Below are 1,038 nucleotides of genomic sequence, written 5' to 3' on the forward strand. Positions count from 1 at the left end.
GAGAATAGTAAAGGAATGCCAAATTGTTGAGACTGATGGCGGTATCGGGATGGTTGTCTCCTAATTGTTGTTTGCTGATAGCTAAAGCCTGTTTGTAGAGGGGTTCGGCTTCGCTGTATCTTCCTTGAGACTCGTAAAGTCCTGCCAAATTACCGAGACTGATGGCGGTATCGGGATGGTTGTCTCCTAATTGTTGTTTGCTGATAGCTAAAGCCTGTTTGTAGAGGGGTTCGGCTTCGCTGTATCTTCCTTGAGACTCGTAAAGTCCTGCCAAATTATTGAGACTGCTGGCGGTAGAGGGATGGTTGTCTCCTAATTGTTGTTTGAAGATAGCTAAAGCTTGTTTGTAGATGGGTTCGGCTTCGCTGTATCTTCCTTGAGACTCGTAAAGTGCAGCCAAATTATTGAGACTGCTGGCGGTAGAGGGATGGTTGTCTCCTAATTGTTGTTTGAAGATAGCTAAAGCTTGTTTGTAGATGGGTTCGGCTTCGCTGTATCTTCCTTGAACTCTGTAAAGTTCTGCCAAATTGTTGAGACTGGTGGCGGTAGAGGGATGGTTGTCTCCTAATTGTTGTTTGAAGATAGCTAAAGCTTGTTTGTAGAGGGGTTCAGCTTCGCTATATCTTCCTTGATTTTGATACAGTGATGCCAAGTTGTTGAGACTTCTGGCAGTATTGGGATGGTTGTCTCCCAATTGTTTTCTTCTGATAGCTAAAGCTTGTTGGTAGAGGGGTTCGGCTTCGCTGTATCTTCCTTGAACTCTGTAAAGTGCAGCCAAATTGTTGAGACTGGTGGCGGTAGAGGGATGGTTGTCTCCTAATTGTTGTTTCTTGATAGCTAAAGCTTGTTTGTAGAGGGGTTCGGCTTCGCTATATCTTCCTTGAGACTCGTAAAGTCCTGCCAAGTTGTTGAGACTTCTGGCAGTATTGGGATGGTTGTCTCCAAGCACCTTTTTACGGATAGCTAAAGCTTGTTCTGCTAGGGGAATCGCCTCGTTATATTTCCCCTGCTGATACAATTGAATAACTTGCTGAGTTA

At 44.5% G+C, this 1,038-nt stretch carries 1 protein-coding gene; it reads right to left on the reverse strand.

Features of this window, described 5'->3' with window-relative positions:
• Nucleotides 1-1,038 (reverse strand): tetratricopeptide repeat protein (locus O9300_RS18705; protein ID WP_287973317.1); only part of this gene is annotated, 1,038 nt, incomplete at both ends.

Source organism: Microcystis sp. LE19-195.1E (assembly GCF_027532095.1).
GTDB classification, from domain to species: Bacteria; Cyanobacteriota; Cyanobacteriia; order Cyanobacteriales; family Microcystaceae; genus Microcystis; species Microcystis aeruginosa.